This window comes from Peribacillus sp. P4_D6 (genome assembly GCF_056401795.1).
Genome location: NZ_JBFUIQ010000043.1, coordinates 1 through 18278, shown reverse-complemented (window position 1 = coordinate 18278; position 18278 = coordinate 1). Strand labels below are relative to the sequence as shown.

16 protein-coding genes, 1 pseudogene and 1 riboswitch are annotated in these 18278 nt (G+C 42.1%); of the genes and pseudogenes, 9 read left to right on the top strand and 8 right to left on the bottom strand.

Annotated elements, in window-relative coordinates; all coding sequences use genetic code 11:
* Positions 1 to 2 precede the first annotated feature (2 nt).
* Genes AC1DVB_RS14635 through AC1DVB_RS14625 form a run of 3 tightly spaced genes read left to right on the top strand, consistent with a single transcriptional unit; the run spans position 3 to position 4206 of the window.
* Positions 3 to 1151, top strand: coding sequence for an iron-containing alcohol dehydrogenase (locus AC1DVB_RS14635; protein WP_057278735.1), 1149 nt, complete (start codon positions 3 to 5; stop codon positions 1149 to 1151).
* A 12-nt stretch (positions 1152 to 1163) separates the two neighbouring features.
* Positions 1164 to 2777, top strand: coding sequence for a sensor histidine kinase (locus tag AC1DVB_RS14630; protein WP_057278521.1), 1614 nt, complete (start codon positions 1164 to 1166; stop codon positions 2775 to 2777).
* 4 nt (positions 2778 to 2781) lie between these two features.
* Positions 2782 to 4206 (top strand): sigma-54-dependent transcriptional regulator, encoded by a 1425-nt coding sequence (locus tag AC1DVB_RS14625; RefSeq protein WP_477589737.1) that lies wholly within the window; start codon positions 2782 to 2784, stop codon positions 4204 to 4206.
* A gap of 39 nt (positions 4207 to 4245) precedes the next feature.
* Here the strand turns inward: AC1DVB_RS14625 and adhP are convergent, their stop codons facing one another.
* Positions 4246 to 5259, bottom strand: a complete 1014-nt coding sequence (gene adhP / locus AC1DVB_RS14620; RefSeq protein WP_034306567.1) for an alcohol dehydrogenase AdhP — start codon at positions 5257 to 5259, stop codon at positions 4246 to 4248.
* Between the two features lie 276 nt (positions 5260 to 5535).
* Here adhP and AC1DVB_RS14615 point away from each other — a divergent pair, with 276 nt between their 5' ends.
* Positions 5536 to 5835, top strand: coding sequence for a DUF3892 domain-containing protein (locus tag AC1DVB_RS14615; protein WP_477589735.1), 300 nt, complete (start codon positions 5536 to 5538; stop codon positions 5833 to 5835).
* An 83-nt stretch (positions 5836 to 5918) separates the two neighbouring features.
* Here AC1DVB_RS14615 and AC1DVB_RS14610 read toward each other — a convergent pair whose 3' ends face one another.
* Together AC1DVB_RS14610 and AC1DVB_RS14605 are read right to left on the bottom strand one after the other, a co-directional pair.
* A complete protein-coding gene (locus AC1DVB_RS14610) occupies positions 5919 to 6731 on the bottom strand; it encodes a CBS domain-containing protein (RefSeq protein WP_057278518.1) in 813 nt (270 codons plus the stop codon).
* Positions 6732 to 6836: 105 nt separating this feature from the next.
* Positions 6837 to 7358 (bottom strand): YbaK/EbsC family protein, encoded by a 522-nt coding sequence (locus AC1DVB_RS14605; RefSeq protein ID WP_063595345.1) that lies wholly within the window; start codon positions 7356 to 7358, stop codon positions 6837 to 6839.
* A gap of 172 nt (positions 7359 to 7530) precedes the next feature.
* Positions 7531 to 7575, top strand: a riboswitch (PreQ1 riboswitch).
* A 6-nt stretch (positions 7576 to 7581) separates the two neighbouring features.
* On the opposite strand from AC1DVB_RS14605, the gene AC1DVB_RS14600 reads away from it, so the two are divergent.
* The 3 genes from AC1DVB_RS14600 (at position 7582) to AC1DVB_RS14590 (ending at position 10589) form a co-directional block, all read left to right on the top strand.
* The gene (locus AC1DVB_RS14600; protein WP_034306030.1) at positions 7582 to 8067 is read left to right on the top strand and encodes a QueT transporter family protein; all 486 of its coding nucleotides are present in this window, start codon (positions 7582 to 7584) and stop codon (positions 8065 to 8067) included.
* 123 nt (positions 8068 to 8190) lie between these two features.
* Positions 8191 to 8847, top strand: a complete 657-nt coding sequence (locus AC1DVB_RS14595) for a TVP38/TMEM64 family protein (protein WP_057278516.1) — start codon at positions 8191 to 8193, stop codon at positions 8845 to 8847.
* A gap of 116 nt (positions 8848 to 8963) precedes the next feature.
* Complete coding sequence (locus tag AC1DVB_RS14590; protein ID WP_057278515.1) at positions 8964 to 10589, top strand: PAS domain-containing sensor histidine kinase; 1626 nt, start codon at positions 8964 to 8966, stop codon at positions 10587 to 10589.
* A 59-nt stretch (positions 10590 to 10648) separates the two neighbouring features.
* Here AC1DVB_RS14590 and AC1DVB_RS14585 read toward each other — a convergent pair whose 3' ends face one another.
* Positions 10649 to 12226, bottom strand: coding sequence for a cadherin-like beta sandwich domain-containing protein (locus AC1DVB_RS14585; protein WP_477589731.1), 1578 nt, complete (start codon positions 12224 to 12226; stop codon positions 10649 to 10651).
* A gap of 308 nt (positions 12227 to 12534) precedes the next feature.
* Here AC1DVB_RS14585 and AC1DVB_RS14580 point away from each other — a divergent pair, with 308 nt between their 5' ends.
* The gene (locus AC1DVB_RS14580; RefSeq protein WP_057278513.1) at positions 12535 to 14169 is read left to right on the top strand and encodes a copper resistance CopC/CopD family protein; all 1635 of its coding nucleotides are present in this window, start codon (positions 12535 to 12537) and stop codon (positions 14167 to 14169) included.
* 18 nt (positions 14170 to 14187) lie between these two features.
* On the top strand, positions 14188 to 14850 hold the full coding sequence (locus AC1DVB_RS14575) for a YcnI family copper-binding membrane protein (protein WP_057278512.1): 663 nt from the start codon (positions 14188 to 14190) through the stop codon (positions 14848 to 14850).
* Positions 14851 to 14899: 49 nt separating this feature from the next.
* On the opposite strand, the gene AC1DVB_RS14570 is transcribed toward AC1DVB_RS14575, so the two are convergent.
* The 4 genes and pseudogenes from AC1DVB_RS14570 to AC1DVB_RS14555 all read right to left on the bottom strand — a co-directional run.
* Positions 14900 to 15895: a S8 family peptidase gene (locus AC1DVB_RS14570; RefSeq protein WP_477589728.1), complete on the bottom strand. Its 996-nt coding sequence runs from the start codon at positions 15893 to 15895 to the stop codon at positions 14900 to 14902.
* Between the two features lie 324 nt (positions 15896 to 16219).
* Positions 16220 to 16297, bottom strand: a pseudogene (locus AC1DVB_RS14565) (SEC-C metal-binding domain-containing protein); the annotation flags it as partial.
* A 631-nt stretch (positions 16298 to 16928) separates the two neighbouring features.
* Entirely contained in the window at positions 16929 to 17498 is a 570-nt protein-coding gene (locus AC1DVB_RS14560; RefSeq protein WP_477589726.1) for a nitroreductase family protein, read from the bottom strand.
* Between the two features lie 11 nt (positions 17499 to 17509).
* Positions 17510 to 18278: toxic anion resistance protein (locus AC1DVB_RS14555; protein WP_477589724.1), on the bottom strand; the 769-nt coding region annotated here is incomplete at its 5' end.

Here is an 18278-nt window from a genome sequence, read left to right as displayed (position 1 = left end):
AGATGTCGATAACTAAATTCGTGATGCCGGAAGTGATTTTCGGTAAAGGCTCGATTGAACAAGCTGGCGAGGCCTGCTTGCGGCTGGGTGCCAAAAAGGCGCTGATCGTAAGCGACTCCGGGGTGGCCAATGCTGGCTGGTTGGATAAAGTCATTGAATCCTGCCAAGATGCAGGCCTTGCTTTTGCTACCTTCATTGAAATGACGACCAATCCGAAGGACAGGGAGATCGAAGCTGGCTGTTTGACATTTAAAGAACAAGAATGTGATGCCATCATCGGCTTGGGCGGAGGCAGTGCTTTGGATGTTGCCAAAGGGGTAGCCCTTTTAGTAACGAATGGCGGCATCATCAGTGATTATGAAGGTGTTGATAAAGTCCACTCTCCCCTCCCACCCATGGTGATGATCATGACCACTGCAGGATCGGGTTCGGAAGTATCCCAGTTTTCGGTGATCGTCGATTCATTCCGCGAGAAAAAAATGACGATCATTTCAAAATCACTCGTTCCCGATATTGCAATAGTCGATCCTGCTACCTTAACCACCTTGGGACCGGATTTGACCGCAGCTACCGGAATGGATGTTTTAACCCACGCCATTGAATCCTATGTTTCAATCGCTGCGACACCTTTGACCGATGTACAAGCTAAAAACGCGCTTTCCATCGTTTCCCGCCACTTACGCCCCTCTGTTGCATCCAGGCATAATGAGGAAGCAAAAAAAGCGATGGCGATGGCGAGCCTGCAGGCTGGACTGGCTTTTTCCAATGCCATTTTGGGAGCTGCCCATGCCATTTCACATGCCATAGGCGGCAAGTACCTCCTTCCGCATGGTGAAATCAATGCGATACTCCTTCCCCATGTCATGGATTTCAATCGAATTGCCTCACCAAGGCGATTCAGCGAGATTGCAGACATCATGGGCATCGATACACGGGCATTGACGGAGCAGCAAGCAGGAATGGCTGCCATTCACTTCGTAAGGGAATTATCCCGGGATATAGGGGCTCCAAAGAGTTTAAGTGATGTTGGCATTACGAAAGAAATGATAGATCCCATAGGGATGACCGCTCTTGGGGATGCCTGCATGATCACAAACCCCCGTGATATGTCATTAGAACAGATTAATCAGCTGCTTCTTACAGCCCTATAAGAGGTGAAAAGCATGAACAAACATGAATTGATAGATTTAATGACAGGCGTTAAATCTTCAAAAAAAACGTATTACACGGAACTTAAGAAAACCGTGGATCAGCTGAAGAAGAAGAATATGCAGCTTGAAATCATGAATGACATCACAAAAAATATGAATATGGAAATCGACATCCAAGAGATTCTCCGAAATGTTATTGAAAAACTTAAGCAGCTCATTACCTTCGATGACAGTCATTTTGTCATATTGTATGAGGAAGAACCTGCCCTGCTTCACATCTGCCCTAATGGTCACTGCGATCTAGAAATGGATCCCAAAAACCTGTTACACCCTTTTCAGGAATTCTCATCGGCCTTGAAAGAAAAGCAGCCGATTCAGGTGGAAGTTAACCAGTTACCGGACTTCCCAGAAAAGGATCGTCTATTATCCCTTGAGATCGAATCACTTCTATTAGTCCCTTTATACGGAAAAAGTAAAAAAATCGGAATTTGGACTTTCGGCAGGAAGAAAAAGAAAACATGGCAGGAAGATGAACTCGAATTTCTTGAGCAACTATCCAATCAGCTTGCGTTAACTTTGGAGAATGCCCAGCTTTATAAGGAAGTTCTTCATTCCAAACAGGAGTGGGAGGATACATTCAAGGCAGTTGAAGATATGATCATCGTCTTCGATCACAAAGGAACGGTCTATCAATCCAATGATTCAGCCAGGGGCTTTTCCAACTTGGTTCCTTTAATTGAAAAATCACAAAATCTGATTCAAGATACCTTTTCATTTAATAAGCCAGGGTTTCAGGAAATACTCATTCAGCATGATACCATCCTGGAAATGCATGCTTACCCGATTCATAATAAGGAGCATCAAGTATATGGGGTCATTGCTTATTATAAAAATGTCACCGAAAGAAGACAGATGGAAGTCCAGCTATTACATGCCGGTAAACTTGGGGCGATTGGTGAAATGGCAGCTGGGATTGCCCATGAGTTGAACAGCCCATTAACGGCCATTCTTGGTAACTCGCAAATTTTATTACGGAAAACCCCACAGGACAATCCGGATTATATGCTATTGGACGACATTAAGGTTTGCGGGGACCGATGCAGGCAAATCGTGAAAAGCCTGCTTACCTTTTCTAGGCAGGATGAGTATAGGTTCCACTATTACTCTATTAACGATGCCATTCACCAGGTTCTGAACCTATTGAAGTTCCAACTTGGGAAGAAGCAAATCTCCCTCCATCTTAGCCTTCAGGAAGACCTTCCTTTCATAAAGGGCAGCCAGCCGCAGATCGAACAGATCATCATCAACTTGCTATTGAATGCCAAGGACGCATTGGATGAGTCTGCGCAAACGGAAAAATCGATTTCGATCGCTACCTATTCAGAAAACAAGTTCATGGTGGTTCAGGTGACTGATAACGGAACGGGGATTGAACAAGAACGCCTTCCCTTCATATTCCATCCCTTTCATACGACTAAAGACCGTGAAAAGGGAACAGGTTTGGGGCTGTCTGTAAGCCTTGGCATCGCCAAGGACCATGGCGGAAAGATCGACGTTTTGAGCACACCAGGACATGGAAGCACTTTTTTCCTGAGGCTTCCTATACAAGGAGAGGAAAGGGGATGATAAGGTGATTCATTTACTTGTGGTAGACGATGAGAAAGAGGTTGGGACTTTTCTATCCCGCCTTTTTACGATGAAAGGTTACCTCGTACAAGTTGTGAATAGCGGGAAGGAGTTTCATGAAATCGACTGGAATCAGCAGCGTTTTGATGTCGCAATGATAGATTTGAAGCTTCCGGATTGCGATGGACTTTCCCTCCTGCAGCATCTAAAACAACTTCAGCCGCGTTGCAAGGTACTGATCATGACCGGATACAGCACCGTCAAGACCGCTGTTGATGCCATGAAACTCGGCGCGAGTGATTACATGGAAAAACCCTTCGTGGATATTGAAGTACTGGAAAGGCAGATTGACAACCTATTGAATGAAAATGAAGCTTTGAACCAGCATTTCATCCATAAGCTTGCCGAGGATTCAGGACTCATTGTCGGTGAAAGTCCTTTAATGAAGAATTTGATTGAAACGGCCTTCAAGGTTGCCCAAAAATCCGTCAATGTATTAATCGAAGGAGAAACCGGAAGTGGGAAAGAAGTGCTTTCACGCTTCATCCACATAGCCAGCCCCCGAAACCATGAACCTTTTATCGGCATCAATTGCGGAGCGATCTCTGAATCCCTGCTTGAAAGCGAATTATTCGGTCATGAAAAGGGCGCTTTCACCGGAGCGACCCAGCTGCGAAAGGGTTTTTTCGAAATTGCTGGGAACGGGACGCTTTTCCTTGATGAAATTGCGGATGCAAGTCCGGCCATTCAAGTCAAATTGCTTCGGGTTTTGGAAACGCGGGAATTCATGCGGGTTGGCAGCAGCGTGACATTACGGACGAACGCCCGGTTAGTGGCGGCCTCCAATGAAAACCTGCAAAAGGCAGTGGACAAGAATAAATTTCGGGAAGACCTATTTTACCGACTGAACGTCGTGACTCTGGATATCCCGCCATTAAGGAGCCGAAAAGAGGATATTCCGTTGCTTGTCCGACACTTGGTTGAGAGAAATGGTCATGGAGATATCTCATTTTCCAATGAAGCCATTGAAAAATTACAGCAATACAACTGGCCAGGCAACATACGCGAACTATCTAATGTGGTCTTGCGCACGCTAACTCTTGCAGACAATAAGTCAGTAATAACCGCCAATGATATCTCACTATCCAACAGCCAGATCACACCTGACAAAAATGTGTCACCTGAGATACAGTCAACAGAAAACCTTCTTGAAGAGTGGCGAAAAAGGCTGGTGGCTGATTTTAATGAGAAGGATGAACTGATGCTTGAAGAAATCCTTACGGAAATCAAACAGCTTCAATCAACAATTGGAAAGGAGCTCGTCATGCAGGCACTGCAAAAAACCTACGGCAACCGGAATGAAGCTGCCAAACGCTTGCAAATATCCATAAGGAAATTGCGCTATATATTAAATGAGAAGAGCCAGTAAAAAGGAGGATGCCCCGTTCCAGGGCTTCCTCCTCTGTTCCTATTCTAGCGTCAAAACGATGCGGCCGTTGATTTCTCCGTTTTCCATCATTGAAAACACGTCATTGATTTCATCAAGCTTTCTTGTTTCAATATTCGTTCTGACTTTACCCTCAGCCGCAAATTGAACAGCTTCCTGTAAATCTTTTCTCGTCCCGACGATGGACCCTTTTACAGTCACCCCATTTAACACTGTATCAAAAATCGGGATTGGAAGTTCATCATTCGGCAATCCGACTACGACAAGTGTGCCGCCTCTCTTGACTGAACTGTAAGCCTGTTCGAATGCTTTTTTCGTAACCGCCACAGAAATGGATGCCTGTACGCCGCCAACCTTATCCTTAATGGCCTGTACAGGATCGGTCTTAAGCCCATTAACCGTGTAATCCGCCCCAAGTTCCGTTGCCAGATCAAGCTTATCATCTTGAATATCGACAGCAATGACATTAAAGCCCATCGCTTTTGCGTATTGCAGGGCAACATGTCCCAATCCGCCAATTCCATAAATCGCTACCCAATCGCCAGGTTTTGCTTCTGATACCTTAAGCGCCTTATAAGTCGTTACACCTGCACAGAAAATCGGTGATACCTCCGCAAAGTCAAGCCCTTCAGGAACCTTCACCACATACTTGGCTGGTGCTTTACAATATTCTGCATACCCGCCGTCCACGGAATAGCCTGCATTCAATTGATCCAGGCAAAGCGTTTCCCTACCGGTCAGACAATATTCACAATCGCCGCAGGCCGAATAAAGCCAAGGGATCCCAACACGGTCACCCACTTTCAAGGAAGTTACGCCTTCCGCCACCTTTTCTATAATGCCCACACCCTCATGTCCCGGGATAAGCGGAAGCTTGGGTTTTACCGGCCAATCACCATGTGCAGCATGTAAATCGGTATGACACACGCCACAGGCTTTAATTTTCACTAATATCTCACCATATTCCAATTCCGGAATCGGTACTTCCTTAATCTCAAGTTTTTGGTTAAATTCATTGACGACCGCCGCTTTCATTGTCTTGACCTGTTGTTTTGCATTTACAGTGCTTGCCCCTTGTTTTACATTCATGATTACTATTCCTCCCTTAATCTAGTGAATATTATTTCTTGCTACTGCTTATACAAGATGCAAGTGCCATGCCACTGCAAAATGGCCAAGACGACAGCATTCACAAAAAAAAGTGCCGAAAGATCGGCCCATTTGGACGAATTAACGGCTCAAGTTGGACGAAATCCGGTTTGTATATTGCAGGAAAAATGGTTCACCCTATAAATAGGAGGTGCCTAAACCATGGACAAATTTGAAGAAGCCTATGAGTCATATAAACAGCAGGGAACACCGCAAGCAAACCAAAGTGATTCAGCAGCAGGAAAAGAAGAAATCATCGCCGTAAGGAAAAATGAAGAGGACAATATTATCGCCATCAAGACGAACTCCGGCCGCGAACTCGACTACCCCTCAGCCCTTGCGGAAGCCAAAGCTGGCAACCTGGCCAACGTTGACCTCTTTCATAAATATGGACGTGACATATTACGGAGTGAGCCCGATGGGATAAAAGAAAATAACCTGGATCAACTGCCGGAGTTTTGAATTTTTCGGGGAGACTGCCTGATACGGGCAGTTTTTTTCTATCTGGATGCGCAAAAAAAAGAACCAGCATGGTTAGCCGGATCTTATTTTTCATAAGGATAGGATTCAGAGATTTCGAGCAGTCGGCCGCAGGACTCGACAACCTCGATGATTTCCATCCATGACATGTCCAGACCCAGTTCATTAGCATGGGAAATCTTATCCCGTAATTTTCGGATGGCATTCGCATCCTTCTTCCCTTTACTTTTCGAAGGGATTTGGAAGAAGTGCCTCAATTCTTTATCTTTATGTATAATATCGAATTTATCACTGATTTGCAGGCACTCTATTATATTGATATCCTCATTTTTATCGATTCTCCTTTTATATAATTCGGTTGCCTTTTCTAAACGGTCTTCGCTGATCATTGGATACCAGCTGCCATCGCCGAATCTATCCAGGATGATATCGCTCATCCTCATTTCCAATAAGGTAATATATCCGAATATCAGCATCCTGATCGGAGGCTTTTGGAGGTCGGCATGGGTAATCAACATTTTAATTGAATTATTCTCTAATACGAACACCCTTGTCTTATTCTTAAAAATATGGAGAAGCTGGATCAAAGGGGTTGAATTCGAAACCATTTCCCTTGGTGAGAAGTTTCTCATATATTCAGAAATACTTCCCTCACCTAGTTCTTGCCTTTCGATATATCCGATGATTTCCCCTTGATCTTGGACTGCCAATATATCAAAATTCTTTTTTTTCATTGCTTTCTGGATATCCAGCGCCAGATCGTTTTTATGGCAAAACTCAAGCTCCTGGGCAATGCTCTTAACCGTTATATTTTCTTCATAAAGAGTTTTAAGACTCAGATAGCTGCTATTGCTTTTTCTTTCGCTTCCATTTAACATCTTTCAACCTCCGATCAGGAACACTTTCTGCCCGTTTTCCGCTTTAATAATAGAAATGAATGCGGCCCCAAATAAAGTTCACTTTAGTGGACTCCATCCCATTCATCAAATGCCATCAACTGCATTTCCTGCCGCCGTTTCCACATTCCCCTTTTCTTCCCACCCCTTACAAACATCCACCCAATCCTTGGCACCTGAATATTCAAATAATTCAGCGAGTGTAAGTTCTATTGCAGAGTTTGAACTGCCGCAAGCCGGAAACAATGACTCGAAGCGCTTCATCGATACATCAAGAAAAACAGCTAAATCGTTTGCCAGGCCAAACGGGCAAACGCCTCCGATTGCATGGCCGGTCTGTGCAAGCACTTCATCAGGTGAAAGCATTCGTGCCTTGAAACCGAACGTCTGACGAAATTTCTTATTATCCACTTTCGCGTCCCCTGCGGCAACGACCAAAATCGCGTGTTCACCTTCCCCTTTAAAGGAAAGGGTCTTGGCAATCCGTGCTGGGATAACACCGATGGTTTCCGCTGCCTCAATCACCGTGGCACTAGATGTTTCGAACTCCTTTACGTCACCTTCCCGATTCCATTGTTTAAAATGGCTTTTGACACTTTCGATCGACATATTAATATTCACTCCTTTTTATGTACATATTGAAATAATATCATCCTTCATTGCAATAATTCAAAATCCAATTGTGCTGCTTCATCTGATTGGAAACCTATAAATTAAAACCATTCTTTACAAATTGACGAAACAAGCTTACATGGGCTACTATTAATCATCGGGTAAACGCCTGCACGTGGTTCGTAACCATCCCACGATAAAAAACTAGGGAGAGAGTAAAATGAATGTTCGTACACTCGTGATAAACGGGTTATTGGCTGCCTTGTATGTGGCGGTCTCATTGGTGTTTAAACCAATAGCTTTTGAGATGTTCCAATTCCGTGTACCGGAAATGTTGAATCATCTGATTGTATTCAATAAAAAGTATATCTACGGTATCGTTGGAGGAGTCTTCATATCGAATCTGCTCTTTTCGCCGATGGTGCCATATGATTTGATTTTTGGGGTGGGCCAATCCCTGCTCGCCTTATTGCTTGTCATTTATGTTTCTCGTTTCATAAAAGGCATTAAAGGACGTATGGTCGCTACGATTATCTTTTTCACGTTCACAATGTTTTTAATTGCAATTGAACTGAACCTTGCCTTTGGCTTGCCATTCTGGCTAAGCTGGATGACTACAGCTGTCGGTGAGTTCGTTGTCCTTTTGATTGGAGCGCCAATCATTTATGGAATGAACAAAAGAATTCAGTTTGAAAAGTGGCTTTAAAAGGAATCTTCGCGCCGTTAAGCCACTATAATGGAAAAGAGCTGTCTGCATGATGCGGCAGCTCTTTTTTTTCACCATTGAACTCGAAAATGATAAACTATTAGTAAGAATGGTGGTGGCCCTTTGAAAAAAGTCCTGACCATAATCGGTCTACTTGTAATCGCAATTTTTATATACTCTAATGCAGAACTGTTCACTTTGGTTTGGAAAAGTGATTTGGATTCTGTTATTGGCATATTGAAGGAAAATCTTTTGCTTACATTTATTGTGACATTCGTATTGATGTTTGTACAAAATTCTTTTACAATCATCCCCTTAATTTTGCTCCTGACCATCAATGTCACGATATTCGGATTCATATATGGCTATCTATGGAGTTGGTTTACAAGTGTTGTTGCCTCAGGATTCATTTTTTATGCAGCAAGAAACTGGTTTCAGGAGCTTCTTTTAAAGAAGATTGGTGAAAAGTGGCAAGAATCTGTAGTGGAGCATGGCTTCATGTACGTGTTTACAGGCAGGATTTTCCCGCTTATCCCCACAAGCTTAATTAACTTGGCGGCCGGAGTCAGCACCGTCACTTTCAAAGACTTTTTATTGGCGACGGCACTTGGCAACCTTATATACTTTTTTTTCCTATCACTGATTCCCTATGGACTGCTATCTGTTGAAATGAACCAATATACGCTAGCTGCTCTTGCACTCCTCTTCTTACTATTCTTCATGATCTATAAGCGTGCAAAAAAGAAGAAGAAACTAACCCTCTTCAGCAAAAACAGGTGACCACATTGGCCCCTGTTTTTTTATTTAGAGATTCTGCATATATTTTTTTCCGATAGTTTGTTAAAATGTGTATGTATTTTTACCTTTGAAATGTCTTAAAAACAGGGAGAATCTCCATGTCCAAACGCTCCATCTTAGCAATATATATCCTATCCGGGATTCTTACATTAGTCGTATTCGACTATTTTTTAACTACAAATATCCATAATAAAGAGGTCTTCATTCAACTCCAAAGGGCGGAAGGCATTGTTTTCCTTTTATCAATAGGCTTAATTCTATATCTTTATTTAGCTAAAAAGGAAGAATTCAAACGATTAAAAGAGGCGGAACAACGTCGGCGCACACTCATCAATTCAATGGTGGATTTCGTTAATTTCAAGGATGGGGATGGCCGATGGCTTGAATCCAATACCTTCGGGCTGCAATTATTTCAATTGGAGCATGTAGATTATAAGGGAAAAAGAGACAGTGAGCTCGCAGAATACACCGAATTTTATAAAGAATCGTTGATCTACTGTGAAATTTCCGATGAAGAAACGTGGGTAAAGGGGGAAATTACTAGGTGCGAGGAAATCATCCCTCTTCCCGATGGCAATCACAAGACCTTTGATACGATTAAAGTTCCCCTGTTCAATGAAGATGGTTCACGTAAAGGCTTAGTCGTCATTGGCAGGGATATATCTGAAAGAGTTGTCGCGGAGAATCAATTATTTGATAGCGAACAACGCTATAAATCATTGTTTGAGCACAACCCTTATCCGATGCTGATGCTTGATTTAAATGGAATGATCACGACCGTGAATCCAAGGTTTGAAACGGTAACAGGCTTTCAACAGGAAGAAATACATGGCGCTTCATTCATTAATTTGAATTTTTCAGCAGAAGACGCGGAATTGATCCGTACATCATGCCAATATGTCATGGAAAACCAAAAGGGGATCAAAAAAGGGAAAGATATAGAATTCCTGACGAAGTACGGGAAGTCCATCTTACTTTCTTGTACGTTTGTCCCGATGATGGTTGGCGAGGATTTAGTCGGAATCATTACTTATGCTAAAGAAGTCACTCAAATTCGAGAAACCGAAGCACGCTTAAGAAGAACCGAAAAATTATCGATAGTCGGCGAACTTGCCGCAAGTGTAGCCCACGAGGTACGAAATCCGCTGACTTCTTTAAAAGGTTTCGTCCAACTGCTTAAAAAGAGCGACCATCCCTTTGAACAATACTACACGATCATGTTAAGTGAATTGGACCGGATCAATCTTATTGTAAGCGAGTTACTCGTTCTGGCAAAACCACAGGAACTTCCATTCAGCAAACATCAAATCATCGACCTGATGAACGATGTCAAAACCTTGTTGAAACCAGAGGCGGACTCGTACCCCACCAAAATATCAATATCTGTCAAAAATGAAATACCTCTTCTATTATGTGAGGGAAACCAATTAAAACAAGTTTTCATAAACATGCTCAAGAATTCCATGGAGGCATCCGCCGACCACATTTGGATTGATTTTGAACGAATGAACAATAACCTTTCCATCACCATCAAAGATAACGGTAGCGGAATAGAAAAAAACCGCATAAAACATCTTGGAGAGCCTTTCTATTCTTCAAAAGAAAAAGGAACCGGATTAGGACTGACAGTCAGTTGCCGAATCATTGAGGCGCATCGGGGAAAGGTCCGGTTTAACAGTGAACTGAACCAAGGAACCGAGGTCCAAATCATTTTGCCCATATAAATATGAACTTCGAGGACAAGCCTGAACCTTGTCCTTTTTTTGCAGGATTCAAAACCATCCTATTTTATCAGAGAGGTGAAGAATTCCTTTATATTCCCAAAGAATGAAACCGTCTCAGCAGGTTGTTTCCCATTAGTCTGGCCTCCTGAATCATTGGATGTTTCGCTCTCTGTCATACCAGCTGTACTCGTTTGCGCTACCTCAACTTCCACCTCTTTTGTTTTGACATCATCCACGGTTTCTTCCTCATCCATTTCAACATCCATGTCCTTTTCGAAAACAAGGACGTAAGTACGACGCTCCCCATCCTTTGAAACGGTAACGGAAATGGCCGTTTTCGCTTTATCCTTGATCTTCACTTTTGCACTGCTCGCACCGTCATATTCAATCGTTGCTCCGCTGGCATTTGTCGTTGCATTCAATTCGACTGAAGAAATATCATTATCGACCCCGATATGATAGGTATGCTCATTAGATTCAAAAGATTTGTTCCATACGCCAGATGATACCGTCAGACTGTACAACACTGGTCCATTATTGCCTTCCTCGCCTAAAGAATCTGCGGACGTTACTTTCTCAACAAAATCCGTTTTCACTTTTTGTGTTGAAATACTTTCAATTTGCTGTGCATTCGTTACTTCACTGACACCACTGCTTGGCTTTTGATTATTGGAGGATTCCGCTGATGTTAAAGATGTTTTACTCCCCTTATCCGAGGATTCTGCTGATGATAAAGAAGATTTATTCCCCTTATCCAAGGATCCTGTTGATGATAAAGATGATTTATTCCCCTTATCCAAGGATCCTGTTGATGATAAAGATGATTTATTCCCCTTATCCGAGGAAGGTTGGGCTTTACTCGTTCCTGTTGAGGGCTCCTTTTGAACTTCATCCTCTTTTGGAGCAGCTTTCGATTCAGTTTCCTTTGCTGAAGCTGCAGCCCGTGTAATCGTAAGTGTATATGTTTTTTCATCTCCATTTTCTGCTGTAACGGTTATCTTCACCGTCGTCTTACCGACTGGAAGGGTAACCTTTACACCTGCACTGGTTACATCCTTTCCATTTACCTTTACAATTGCCTTACTGTCACTCAATGTCGGAGTTACCGTAACCGACTGGACTTCATTTTCAACTGAAGCATGATAAGCTGTCACTTTAGAATCGATTGTTAATGAGCCTTTTGATAATCCAATTGATGTTAAAAGGTTATCATCACTTTCATGTTTTTCGACCTTGAGAGTATAGGTTACAGTTTCATTTTCCCCATCGCTGACGGTGATTACAAACGCATTCATGCCAGTTTGAAGAGTTAAATCCTTCAATTTACCATCTGTCATTTTGACACCATTCACATATATGGCTGCCTTCTCGTTAGGGCTTGCTGCAAGCAAGGTGATCTTTTCCACATCATTCCCCACTTTTGAACTATAGTCGTGTACATCTTCTGTAAATTTTTGATCCAGTGCTATTCCCTCTATTTCTAGCTTTGAAAGACTATTTACCGTTTGTGTCTCTTCCAGAATGACCGAAGTGCCTTCCGCAGCTTCTGCTGCTGGCATATAAGTGGATGTTCCCATCCCCACAAGGGAACCAACCAAGATCACCTTCACACTTGTTTCCTTTAAGCCCTTCTTCATCAAAACCTATCCCTCCAAATTCCTTAAACATGATAGGCTCAGATTACTAAAGGAACCTTAATTATTTCTTAATGGAGTTTATACCAACAGGAGGATGCCTATTTGGTATAAACTTTATGCAAAGTGGAATCTCCACCCCTTATTTATGGCTATACTGGAATGGAAGGCAAAACTAAAACTTATTGTTCTCATTTTCTAGCGATCCTCTTAAACTGCCTTTAGATAACTAAATTATTTTCACTGTTTTTTCACATTTTCCTTATATAATGGGCTTACATAATCGGATGAAAGGATGATGGCACACCAAGATGAAAAAATATTTATGGCTGGTAGTCAGCCTGTTCAGTTTGCTTTTATACCCGGCAATGGCTTCCGGTCACGCTACAGTAATCAGCTCTAATCCTAGCCCGAATGAAGCGATGGATACACTTCCTGAAAAGATCACCATTCAATTCAGCGAGAATATACAACCAGCTTTTCATTCACTTGAGGTATTCAGCCAAGATGGAGACAAAATTCAAACTCAAGACAGTACAATCTCTGAACAGAGTGAAAAAATACTGGAAGCTAAGTGGAAGGGCACGATCGATGAAGGGATTTACTATATTAAATGGAGAGTGGTTTCGAGTGATGGCCATCCCATTGAAGGAACAATTCCCTTTCAATTCGGGGATTCGGCCGGTCTATCAAATCAAAATAATTCCGAAGTGAATGAAAGTTTTCCGAATTCCATCAACGTTATGCTGCAAAGTCTACAATACATATGCTTCGCTGCCCTTACCGGAATCCTTTTTTTCAGATTATCACTAATGAAGGATTCTCGACTTTTTGAAGCCAGCAGAAGAACCCGTCTATACCTTTGGCTTTCATATGCAGGTTTAGCATTTTCCATCTTCTGCAGTCTGCCTTTAAGAGTTACGATCGATGCTGGCGTAGGTTGGACCGATGCATTTAATGTAAGTTATATAAAGGAAGTATTGAATGCTACAAACTTTGGGACGATCTGGATCATGGAAATTCTAATATTGCTCCTTCTATTTTTAGTAATTTATTTCATGCTCGAGAACTCATTGAATAAATCACTACCTTTCATTTCATTCATCATAATTGCCAGCTTGATGATTTGTAAGGCATTCACCGGACATACAGCAGCCGTTCCTAATCAGGCTCTGGCCGTTTTGATGGATTTCCTTCATTTATTATCCATGGCTTTATGGCTCGGCGGACTTATGGCCATATTGGTGATTTTGCCTGGGCTTGCAGATCGGCAGGCAGTCCAACAAGATAAGAAAACCTTTTACTGGTCGATCATTCAAAGGTTTTCCAAATGGGCATTTCTGTTTGTAATCATCCTGATTATTAGCGGAATATATAGCAGTTTACAGCATGTGCCAACTATCCATTCAATGTTTAACACAACATATGGCCAATTGTTACTAGCGAAAATCGGTCTCATGTTAATCATGATCGTTTTAGGCGGCTTTCATTTTCTCAGAGGGAAAAAGCAAACGAAAAAACTTGGTTATAGTGTGGGAATGGAGTTTGGTTTAGGAATCGTCATCCTTCTCGTTGCAGCTTTATTAACAAATGTCCAAACTGCCATGTCTTCTCCCGGCCCCATTGAAAAAACGTTACGGACTGATGAAAATAACGAGGTTACATTAATGGTGACGCCCAATGAAGTCGGGGATAACATGATTCAAGTAAATCTATCAAATGAAGGCAAGCCAATTGCTGAAATAGAGCAGCTTACGATCACGATGCAGCCATTGGATACGCCACGCGGTGAAATAAAGCTGCAAATGAAGGAGCAAAACACAGGGACATTTACATCAAAGTCTATATTAACCATGCCAGGAAAGTGGAATATCCATGTTCATGGATTGACTGAAAGCCTGGATTCAATCAATGCTGATTTTATAATTTTCATAGGGAATTCATAATAGGAGGGATTTATAAAAATGAAAAACATTTCAAAGCTACTTATTTTTACATTTGCTGCATTATTCATTTTTTCCGGTTCAGCATATGCTCACGTTTCGGTCAAGCCAAGTTCATCTGCACCTGAGGCGTGGGAAACTTATACAATTAAAGTACCCGTAGAAAAAGAAACTGCCACTACAAAGGTGACTTTAAAAGTACCTGAAGGGGTTACTTTTGAAAGCTATCAGCCTGTACCGGGATGGAAAGTAACGACAGAAGGTGACAAAGATGGGCATGTAAAAACGGTAACTTGGGCAGCAACTGACAAAGGAATAGCTGCTGGACAATTCCAGCAATTCTCTTTCGTAGCACAAAATCCTAAAGAAGAAACGAAAGTTGCCTGGGATGCATTTCAATATTACGAAGATGGTGAAATTGTTGAATGGAGCGGTGAAGAAGGCTCAGACCTACCGCATTCTGTAACGGAAATCACGGTTGCACCCAAGGCTGATGCTGAACCTGCGGACCATGGTCACGAAGATGAAGCTGACACTAATGATTCCACGACACCTGACAATTCAAAGGATGCAGCAACAACAGAAGGTGATGGCAACCAAACGCTGATCATTACCCTGGCTGTCATATCATTAATTCTTTCCATTGTAGCCCTTTTTGCAGCTCTAAGGAAAAATAAAAAATAATCATTATGGAAGGTGCCCCAAAAATTTCCTAGGGCACCTTTTTTCTCTACTATTCCATGACCACCGATTTACTCGGTAACTTTAGATTTTCTGATTCTATCGTAATCTTAATCGATTTTTCAGCTCTTTGTTCCGTAATCGTTAAGTTAAGCAGTCCATTTCCCTGCGCTTTTTTGCTTATTCCCAGATCTTCCGTACTTTTCACCAGCTGTGCATATAATTCCGCTTCAGTTAAATTGCGCTCAAATTCTTTTTCAGCAATCACTTTCAAGAGAGCTGCCGCACCGCTTACATGAGGCGTAGCCATTGAAGTTCCGCTCAACCTGGCATATTTATTTCCTGGATACGTAGAGAGAATATCAACCCCTGGCGCCACCAAGTCAATTTCATCATTTGTATTTGAAAAATCCGCTAAATTTCTGCTTAAATCCACAGCCCCCACTTCCACTACCTCGGGATATGCTCCTGGATAATCCAATTCATCCGTTTCATGACGCCCATCACCGCTATTTCCAGCTGCACAAACAACAAGGATATCGTTCTGAAGGGCCTTTTGAATGAGTTTGTGTTCAGTCTCATCGGGAGGTCCGCCAAGCGAAAGTGAAATAACCGAAACCTTTTCTTCATTTGGTCCCCGCCAATTGATGGCATACTCTAGAGCACCATTAATCCAATCAATGTCGCCTTGTCCTTGACCATTTAGGGCCTTTAACGCTAATATGCTTGCTTTCGGAGCCACTCCCACTACACCAGCATTATTAATGGCAGCAACAACCGTACCGYTAACATGTGTCCCATGTCCGTTATCATCTTGATAATCCCCGGTATTGGTAAAATCCTTCCCGCCAATGATTCTTTCCTTGAGGTCTGGATGTCCCTTGTCTATGCCTGTATCAATGACGGCAACTACCACGCCCTCACCATAACTGCTTTTTTCCCAAATTGCCGGTGCTTTCACAAGCTCGACACCCTCAGGAATCTTCTCTTTCACCGTTTCCATCACTTCAAGAACTTTGTAAGGTATTAATCTTTTTTCTCTTGTCATTTGATTACCCCTTCCTTCGTTCAATAAGTTAAACTGCCATCAGTGTAGGGATTTTCATCCCGTCTGGTTGCCGTCTACCGTTGAAAGAGATGAGATCAAAAAACTCTTCTCTCTTATATATACCAGATTTATGAAAATAAAAAAGAAGTTTTCGGAAAATTCCGTCTAAATAACTAGTTTTTATTTCTTTTTGTGTTATTATCTGGTACTCTTATTATAGAACAAATGTTCGTTTTATGCTACACTTTTTTCTCATTTTTTTCCCAAGCACGCTCTTTTCCAATAAAAAAGAAGCGACTCCGAATCGAGTCAGCTTCCAAGATGTTAAGCTGCACCGCAGCATTTTTTGTATTTTTTCCCGCTTCCGCATGGACAAGGCTCATTTCTGCCAATGACCGGTTCTGCATGAACATGCGGCATTTTAGCTGCCTTTGCACTTTCCGTGATAATTTGCGTGCCTTTTTCCTTCATTTGCTGATACCGCTGTTTAAATAACTCCATTACATCTTTACTGTACTTCAGCGTATCTTCCGCGATATCCATCGCCTTTTGCTTTGAAATATTATAATCCTCCAGGACAAATTGATTATCCCCGAAAGAAACCCTCACTCCAAAATGCTGTCCCGCCTGTTTATTGCCTTTAAGCTCCTCAACGAATTCAAGGTATACTTCCTGGCAATCACAAGTCTGATGCATGCAATAATAATCATATATCCAATACGATTTATCTTCGTATTTACTCTTTAAAGCAATGCCATCCTCAACGCCAAATACATCCAAATATTTTATCGCTTTTCCATCGAGTATCTCAAATGGATCAATCGTTCTCATCTATAGACACATCCTAATTCATCAAAATTTATTCTTCCTTTGTATTGTACAACCTAATTCACCAATCGTCACTTGAAACGAAGCCTGACAAAGTCAAATCCCTTTCAGTAATAGCATAATTAAAGAAGCCTTATTGAAGGCAATAAAAAAAGCTGCATCAGTGTCTATAAACTGATGCAGCCCCTAATCCTAATTCTCATCCTCATCCGATCCATGTGGTCAATTCGTCAATCGGTGTTTTCTTAGCAGGTTTCGGCTCCATGTCAGGATAACCCAAGTATATGAAAGCCAATACCTCTCCCTTAGAGGATAAATTGAAAAATTCACGGACTTTGTCATGATAAGTTATTTTCCCCGTTCTCCATACTGCTCCCAAACCTAGAGAATGTGCTGCAAGAAGCATATTTTGGATGGCACTGTTCACAGCCGCATATTCTTCTGCGACGAGGACATTATTCTTATCACTAGGCTCTATGCCCACCGCGATGATGACTGGAGCCCTTAATGGATTCTTTTTTTGCCTTTCGAGMTTGCTGATTAAACTTTCAGGGGTATCACCAGCATTTTCGATTCTTGTTATTTCTTCGAATACCTGCCCAAGTTTATTTCTTCCTTCCCCTGTCAAAACAAAAAAACGCCAAGGCTCCGTCCGATGATGATTAGGTGCATATGTTCCGGCTTCAATGATTTGCTCGATCATTTCTTTAGGAACCGGATCTTGCTTAACGATTCCAATGCTTCTTCTCGTTTTTATAGCCTCGATAGTCTCCATGTTATCTCCCCTTATCCCTTTATCTCTAATAGTTTCTGCTTCAGTTCATTTTCCATTGACGCCAATTCCTGTTCAGCTTGACGGCGTTTATGCCTGCCTTCTTCTTGGATCCGCATGGTCTCCTCAAGCGTGGATATCAAGTTAGCTTGAGTTTTCTTTAATGTTTCGATATCGACAAGTCCGCGCTCATTTTCTTTTGCGGTTTCAATGGTATTCGTTTTCAGCATCTCGGAGTTCTTCAATAATAAGTCATTTGTAGTCTTGGAAACCTGTTTTTGGGCTTCTACAGCATGCCTTTGCCTGATTAGGGTCAGTGCAATCGCAACCTGGTTTTTCCAAAGTGGGATGGCTGTCATGATCGAAGATTGGATTTTTTCGACTAGTGCCTGATTCGTGTTTTGGATCAGCCTGATCTGCGGTGCGCTTTGAATCGTGATTTCACGGCTCAACTTCAAATCATGAAGCCTTTTATCCAACCGTTCAGCAAATTGCAGCATATCATTTACTTCTTGAAACTTCATTTGATCATTACTTGATTCAGCGGACTTCCTTAGCTCCGGAATCGTTTTCTCATGGATTTCTTCGAGTTTGATTTCCCCAGCTGCAATATAGACATTCAATGCCTGGAAATATTCCTTATTCGTTTCATATAGCTTTTCGAGAATTACGATATCCGATAACAGGATATTCTTGCTCCGATCGAGTTTTACGCTGATTCGGTCGATTTGGGCACCGGTTTTTTGATACTTGGATAGCACCTCCTGTACAGATCCCGAGAGC